The 7,099-nt window shown below is 59.4% G+C and carries 6 protein-coding genes; 3 read left to right on the top strand and 3 right to left on the bottom strand.

Annotation, left to right across the window (positions count from 1 at the left end; translation table 11 throughout):
• Nucleotides 1–174 precede the first annotated feature (174 nt).
• Nucleotides 175–1,554: an aldehyde dehydrogenase gene (locus tag AAAX59_RS09415; RefSeq protein WP_349071567.1), complete on the bottom strand. Its 1,380-nt coding sequence runs from the start codon at nucleotides 1,552–1,554 to the stop codon at nucleotides 175–177.
• Between the two features lie 8 nt (nucleotides 1,555–1,562).
• Nucleotides 1,563–2,561 carry an iron-containing alcohol dehydrogenase gene (locus AAAX59_RS09410; RefSeq protein ID WP_349071568.1) on the bottom strand — a complete coding sequence of 333 codons (999 nt, stop codon included), beginning with the start codon at nucleotides 2,559–2,561 and terminating at the stop codon, nucleotides 1,563–1,565.
• Nucleotides 2,562–3,035: 474 nt separating this feature from the next.
• On the opposite strand from AAAX59_RS09410, the gene AAAX59_RS09405 reads away from it, so the two are divergent.
• Nucleotides 3,036–3,599 carry a ferritin family protein gene (locus AAAX59_RS09405; RefSeq protein WP_070097113.1) on the top strand — a complete coding sequence of 188 codons (564 nt, stop codon included), beginning with the start codon at nucleotides 3,036–3,038 and terminating at the stop codon, nucleotides 3,597–3,599.
• 72 nt (nucleotides 3,600–3,671) lie between these two features.
• Here the strand turns inward: AAAX59_RS09405 and AAAX59_RS09400 are convergent, their stop codons facing one another.
• The gene (locus AAAX59_RS09400; RefSeq protein WP_349071566.1) at nucleotides 3,672–5,087 is read right to left on the bottom strand and encodes a PLP-dependent aminotransferase family protein; all 1,416 of its coding nucleotides are present in this window, start codon (nucleotides 5,085–5,087) and stop codon (nucleotides 3,672–3,674) included.
• A gap of 145 nt (nucleotides 5,088–5,232) precedes the next feature.
• Here AAAX59_RS09400 and pdxS point away from each other — a divergent pair, with 145 nt between their 5' ends.
• A complete protein-coding gene (gene pdxS, locus AAAX59_RS09395; RefSeq protein ID WP_349071565.1) occupies nucleotides 5,233–6,123 on the top strand; it encodes a pyridoxal 5'-phosphate synthase lyase subunit PdxS in 891 nt (296 codons plus the stop codon).
• Between the two features lie 20 nt (nucleotides 6,124–6,143).
• Nucleotides 6,144–6,731: a pyridoxal 5'-phosphate synthase glutaminase subunit PdxT gene (gene pdxT / locus AAAX59_RS09390; protein ID WP_117803748.1), complete on the top strand. Its 588-nt coding sequence runs from the start codon at nucleotides 6,144–6,146 to the stop codon at nucleotides 6,729–6,731.
• Nucleotides 6,732–7,099: the final 368 nt, after the last annotated feature.

Here is a 7,099-nt window from a genome sequence, read left to right as displayed (position 1 = left end):
GGAGGTAACATGGGGCATGGGAAGCCTCCTCCCCGCAGGTGCGGTAAGGGCTACCGCACGGGCCGATACTCAAAGCCCATTGTGGCACCCCGAGCCCGCGGAAAGAAGCTGCGCCGCGGGGGAGGCGGCTCCAATGGCTTTCTCATATCGTCTTTATCCCTATGTCATCTGATTCTAATGCACAAACATGCGCACGAACTTGTGCTTCCAGCTTGCGTAAGGGGCATAGCGGAACGGCACGTCCAGCCACGTTGCCTTGTTCACGATGCTCTTCTTGTGGCTAAACGTATCGAAGCTCTCGCGTCCATGGTACTGTCCCATACCGCTCGCCCCCATGCCGCCAAAGCCCATATGGCTCGTGGCCAAATGCATAATGGTGTCATTAACACAGCCACCACCAAAGGGCACGTAACGCACAAAGCGCTGCTGAACCTCACGGTCTTGGCTAAAGATATACAGGGCCAGCGGCGTCGGACGATCCGTAATAAACGTCTCGGCCTCGTCTAGGCTCTCAAACGACAGCACCGGCAAGATGGGGCCGAAAATCTCCTCCTGCATTACGGCGTCCTCAGGCGCCACGCCGTCCAAAATCGTCGGCTCAATCTTGAGCGACGACTCGCGCGCGGTACCTCCCAGCACAACCTTGTCGGGGTCGATCAGCCCGCGTACGCGCGCGAAATGCTTGGCGTTGACAATATGACCGTAATTCTCATTGTCGAGCGGATGCTCGCCAAACATGCGGCGGGCCTCCTCCTTGATGAGGTCCAGCAGCTCGTCGTGCACGCGCGCATCGACCAGCAGGTAGTCGGGCGCCACGCAGGTCTGCCCCACGTTGAGCCATTTACCAAAGGCGATACGGCGTGCCGCGACCTTCAAGTTAGCCGTCGCATCCACGATGCAGGGACTCTTTCCGCCCAGCTCAAGCGTCACGGGTGTGAGGTTTTTACTTGCACGCTCCATGACGAGCTTGCCGACCGGAACGCTACCGGTAAAGAAGATCTTGTCCCAGCACTCATCGAGCAACGCTTCGTTTTCGGCACGCCCGCCTTCGACGACCGTCACCAAGCGCGGATCAAATGCCTCTTCACAGATTTGCTTGAGCACCGCGCTCGATGCCGGAGCATAGGCACTCGGCTTGATGACCACGGCGTTGCCCGCGGCAAGGGCGCCAGCGAGCGGCTCGAGCGTCAACAAAAACGGATAGTTCCAGGGGGCCATGATGAGCGCGACGCCATAGGGCACGGCTTGCGTCTTGCACACACTCACAGCGTTGGCGAGGTCGCACGGGCGCAGGCGCGGGCGGCTCCATCGAGCCACGTGCGCAATCTGATGTCGAATCTCGGAAAGCGAGGTGCCGATCTCGCACATATACGCCTCGTCATGTGACTTACCCAAATCGGTCTTGAGCGCATGGGCAATATCGGCCTCGTGGGCCCGCACCGCATCGCGTAAACTCACGAGCGCACGACGTCGAGCATCGACATCAAACGTGGCGTGCGTCTTAAAGTAGGCGCGCTGATCGCCGACGATGCGCGCAATTTCCTCGGTGTTCATGGGCCCTCCTAGTTCTCGTCTTCAAACATACCACCCGCAACGACCTCGTACATATGCTCGAGCTCCAAACGGTCCATTAAAAGCGGAACGGGGTACAGGGGATTGGCCTCGGCATCGGCATGCGCCGCCATCTCAGGAATGTCGGAGTGGCGAATGCCCGTCACATATTTGGGTATGCCCAAGGCGGCGTTCATGCGGTCGACCCAATCGATAAAGGCCTCGGCCGCCAGGCTGTCCTGCGCGTTAGCCGGCGCGATACCGGCCATGCGGGCGAGATCGGCGAGTTTAGGAGCAGCAGCTTCGCCATAGGCACGAAGCATATGCGGCAGGATGGTAGCGTTGGCCAAGCCGTGCGGAATCCCGTAACGCCCGCCCAAGCTGTGTGCGATGGCATGCACATATCCAACATAGGAGCGCGTAAAGGCAACACCCGCCTTATACGCCGCCGAAAGCATATTGCGGCGCGCACGCATGTTCTCCCCGTGCTCATAGGCCTCGAGCAAATTGTCGTGGATGAGCTGCACCGCCTGGCGCGCCATCTTGCGCGTGTAGGGCGTGGTGCTACGGCCGATAAAGGCCTCGACGGCATGCGTCAGGGCATCCATACCCGTCTGCCCCGTAATGGAGGCGGGCAGGCCACGTGTAAACTCGGGGTCGTGCACCGCAAAGCGCGGGATCAGCACAAAGTCGTTAATGGGATACTTGTAGTGCGTCTCGTCGTCGGTAATTACCGCTGCAAGCGTGACCTCGCTTCCCGTGCCCGCCGTGGTGGGAACGGCGATGAGCAGCGGCAGGCGACGATGGACACGCAGCAGGCCGCGCATCTTGTTGATGGGCTTGTTTGGCTGCGCGACGCGTGCTCCCACGCCCTTGGCGCAGTCCATGGCCGAGCCGCCGCCAAAACCGATAATGGCCTGGCAGGCGCCCTCTCGATACAGGGATGCCGCTTCCTCCACGTTTGAGACCGTGGGGTTCGCACGTGTCTCGGCATAGACCGCAGCGCTAATTCCCTTGGACGCGAGCGCTGTCTCGAGCGGTGCCGTGAGCCCCAGACGGGCAATGCCGGGACTGTCACGATAAGAACATGCTGTATTGAACGCTTTTGAAGCACTGCGGGCACTTCCTCAGCGTGCTCTAAAATGCGTGGCTCGGTATAGGGCAGTACCGGCAATGCGATGCGAAAAACCGTTTGATACGTTCGGCACCAGGCGCGGCGGGCTAGATGCATAAAGGAAGCTCCTTCATTTGTTGATTGGTCAACATTTGCTCGACCGATTGTACTCATCGGAGGCCGCACGAGGTCTAGCAATCGTTAATCAATCAACATCTACACATGCTTAAATTGTTTTATTAAAAATCATTCCTAATAGGCTTCACATTCGGTCTCATTTATGGATAATAGAACTCGTCAAGACGCACGTCCGGAGAGGGCCCTTACGGGACCGGACGAGCGCACCATCGCCATCGATCGAAAGGATCGAATCATGAAGTTTGTTTGCCCCGTTTGCGGTTATGTGGAAGAGTTCGACGGCGACCAGCTGCCCGAGGATTTCAAGTGCCCCCAGTGCGGCGTTCCTGGCTCTCGCTTCCTGAAGCAGGAGGAGGGCCAGCTCGAGTGGGCTGCCGAGCACGTCGTGGGCGTCGCCAAGATGGAGGGCGTCTCCGAGGACATCGTTGCCGATCTGCGCGCCAACTTTGAGGGCGAGTGCTCCGAGGTCGGTATGTACCTGGCCATGGCTCGCGTTGCTCATCGCGAGGGTTATCCCGAGATCGGCCTGTACTGGGAGAAGGCTGCCCACGAGGAGGCCGAGCATGCCGCCAAGTTCGCCGAGCTCCTGGGCGAGGTCGTGACCGATTCCACCAAGAAGAACCTCGAGATGCGCGTTGAGGCCGAGAATGGCGCCACCGCCGGCAAGACCGATCTTGCCAAGCGCGCCAAGGCCGCCGGTCTCGATGCTATCCACGACACCGTGCACGAGATGGCCCGCGACGAGGCTCGCCACGGCAAGGCTTTCGCCGGCCTGCTCAAGCGTTACTTTGGCTAAGCCAACCGCCTGAGACATAACCTCTAGCTCGAAGAAGGCCCGGACCGTATTGGTTCGGGCCTTTTCGTTGGCTTATTGCAGTTGCTCCTGAAGAACACTGAGCGACTGAGAGCTCAGGTCGTCGTATTGTATGAGGACGCGAGATGGAGCGTTCTTAGTCGATGCCCGATCACCCGTCCACAGGCAATCGGCGATGTTGACATAGGAAATACGAGCGTCAGCGAGAGCCTTCGCGAAACTCTCCCCTGCCTTGTCCTCGGCCAGGGCAACAGTGCAGTAAAGGCCCGCGTCTGCATGATCGATCGAAACCTCCCCTGCCGGAAACGTTTTCCGTACAAGCGCCGCCAGGCCATCACGCGCCCCACGAGCACGAGCGCGCACGCGGTTCACATGTCGCTCGTAATCACCCGATTCCAGCAAACGCGCCAAGGCAACCTGATCAACAGAACTTACCGACGAGGCGTAGAAACCAAGGTTGCGTTTAAACCTCTCCATTAGTTCATCGGGCAGCACCATGTACGCTAAACGCAACGCCGATGAAAGGCTCTTCGAAAACGTGTTGGTGTAGATAACCGACTGGGCGGCATCGATCGACGCGAGCGCGGGAATCGGCTTGCCGGCAAGGCGAAACTCACAATCAAAGTCGTCTTCGATGAGATACCGACCTGGCCGCTCGGCGGCCCAGCTCAGCAACGCATAGCGACGTGCAATGCTCGTCACAAGACCGGTCGGATACTGATGAGACGGCATCAGGTGAAGGACATCGGTCCCGGTTTTCTGCAGCGCGCTCAAGTCCACGCCCTCAGCATCCAACGGGATATGCCGCACTTCGCAACCCATGGCCTGATAGATGCGCGTCAAGCGCAAATAGCCTGGATCCTCGACGGCATACACCTTGTCCGCGCCAAGCAACTGAACCAACATGGTATCGAGCAGCTGGGCGCCCGCACCGATAACGATGTTGTCGGGGTCGACATTCATGCCCCTTGTCCCGCGCAGATGGTGCGCAATCGCACGTCGCAGTCGAGCGGTGCCCTGCGCCGGTGCGGGCGAAAAGATTTCACGTTCGTCTTCGGACGTCAGCGTCGCCCGTAGCGCACTTTGCCAAAGCCGCGCCGCCTCCAAAGCGGAAGGAGAAAGTGCGTCGAATCGCTCTGCCTGCCCCATGGCATCATGCGCGCTGGGACCAACAGGGACAGCATCTCGGTCGATATCCCCCGCAGCAAAAGCCAAAACCGGCGCATCCGGAAGCTCGCACGCGTAGTAGCCACGACGCGGCATCGAGCAAATATAGCCCTCGGCAAGCAACTGGCTATATGCATTCTCGATGGTAATGACACTGATACCCAAATGACTCGCAAAGGCGCGCTTAGACGGCAGATGCTCCCCCGCCGCAATACGGCCAGCAACAATATCATCGCGAATTTGCTGGTAAACATACTCATAAAGCGATGCTTCGCCGCGATTTTCCAAATTGTAGTCAAGCATGGGTCTATCACCTGACCTTATCGAATCATTCAATCTGGCATTAGTCTGACCTTGTTATTATCTCGAAAACTGAGTATTTCGCCATACCCAGCTCCCCGATAGGATGTTCCGTCAAGCAATGTACATGCCAACCAAGGGAGCAACCATGGCAGAACAGACCAGCAAGGCCGATCGCGTCAAACTCAATCGCGAACTCGCGCAGATGCTCAAGGGCGGCGTCATCATGGACGTCACCACGCCCGAGCAAGCACGCATCGCCGAGGAGGCGGGCGCCTGCGCCGTCATGGCGCTCGAGCGTATCCCGGCCGACATCCGCGCCGCAGGCGGCGTCTCGCGCATGAGTGATCCCAAGATGATCAAGGGCATCCAGGAGGCCGTCTCCATCCCCGTTATGGCCAAGTGTCGCATCGGTCACATTGTCGAGGCGCAGGTCCTGCAGGCCATCGAGATCGATTACATCGATGAGTCCGAGGTCCTCTCCCCCGCCGATGATGTCTATCACATCGACAAGACCCAGTTTGACGTGCCGTTTGTCTGCGGCGCCCGCGATCTGGGCGAGGCGTTGCGCCGTGTTGCTGAGGGCGCCACGATGATTCGTACCAAGGGCGAGCCGGGCACGGGCGACGTCGTTCAGGCCGTGCGTCACATGCGCAAGATCCAAAAGCAGATCCGCGACGTTGTTGCTCTGCGCGACGACGAGCTCTTTGAGGCAGCCAAGCAGCTGCAGGTTCCGGTCGAGCTGGTGCGCGAGGTCCATGCCACGGGCAAGCTCCCCGTCGTAAACTTTGCCGCCGGCGGAGTCGCGACCCCCGCCGACGCCGCGCTGATGATACAGCTGGGCGCCGAGGGCGTCTTTGTTGGCTCGGGCATCTTTAAGAGCGGCGACCCCGCCAAGCGCGCCGCCGCCATCGTCAAGGCCGTGGCAAACTTCACCGACGCCAAGCTCATCGCCGAGCTTTCGGAGGACCTGGGCGAGGCCATGGTGGGCATCAACGCCGACGAAATCGAGATCATCATGGAGGAGCGCGGGCGCTAGTCCAGCAGAAAGGATCGCACATGAGCGATTATGCAGACCAAACGGTCGCCGTGCTGGCGGTCCAGGGCGCTTTTGCCGAGCACGAGGCAAGACTGTCCGAGCTGGGCGCACGCTGTATTGAGCTGAGGCAGGCGGCTGATTTGAAGCAGAACTTTGACCGTCTGGTACTTCCCGGCGGCGAGTCTACCGTTCAAGGGAAACTGCTTGATGAGTTGGGCATGCTCGAGGAGCTTCGTACCCGTATCGCTGAAGGTATGCCCGTCCTGGGCACCTGCGCCGGCCTGATTCTGCTGGCTCACGACCTTGCCGCTCATGACGATAAGGGCACGTCGCGTTTGGCAACCATGGATGTACTCGTCGAGCGCAATGCCTACGGCAGGCAACTCGGCAGCTTTCGAGCCAAGGGGCAGGTAGCCGGCATCGACGGTGAAGTGCCGCTGACGTTTATCCGCGCGCCCCGCATCGTCGAAGTGCACGGCGACACTGAGGCCCTAGCCGAAGTCGACGGTCGCATCGTCGCCGCCCGCCAAGGCAACCAGCTCGGCGTCACCTTCCACCCCGAGCTCGACGAAGACACCCACCTCCACGAACTGTTCCTGCAAATGTAGGTAGAACAAAAACGAGAGTGGATAATCTCCCACTTTGAGCTTGAATGCAGGCTCAAACCGGGAGATTATCCACTCTCATCCTATGTAGTCGTTGGGGACGTTCTTAAACGACTAGTCAAACAAGAACGTCCCCAACGACCATATTGCGATAGACGACCACGTTTGCCCAGATAAAACCGACCAAAATAAACCTGTCCCTTTTTGGTAGGTTTGGATCAAGGCGACGCCGATGCCTTGGTACCGACAGACACTATGACCCAATCCGAGGGCACTGAAAAGATAGGAGCCCCCGCTCGTGACCGCGGGTCGGGGCTGCGACAATGATGTTGAAGTGCCATAGGCGCAGCCGCGCCGCAACGAGGTTGGGA

The sequence above is a fragment of the Collinsella sp. CLA-ER-H2 genome (assembly GCF_040092405.1).
In the GTDB taxonomy this organism is placed as follows: domain Bacteria; phylum Actinomycetota; class Coriobacteriia; order Coriobacteriales; family Coriobacteriaceae; genus Collinsella.
The sequence above is the reverse complement of the archived record's forward strand: the minus strand, read 5'-3'. Positions and strand labels throughout refer to the sequence as shown.

Excerpts from the sequence above, each read along its gene's own strand:
- AAAX59_RS09415 (WP_349071567.1), bottom strand. The coding sequence starts at position 1,554 with ATGAACACCGAGGAAATTGCGCGCATCGTCGGCGATCAGCGCGCCTAC.
- AAAX59_RS09400 (WP_349071566.1), bottom strand. The coding sequence starts at position 5,087 with ATGCTTGACTACAATTTGGAAAATCGCGGCGAAGCATCGCTTTATGAG.
- pdxS (WP_349071565.1), top strand. The coding sequence starts at position 5,233 with ATGGCAGAACAGACCAGCAAGGCCGATCGCGTCAAACTCAATCGCGAA.
- pdxT (WP_117803748.1), top strand. The coding sequence starts at position 6,144 with ATGAGCGATTATGCAGACCAAACGGTCGCCGTGCTGGCGGTCCAGGGC.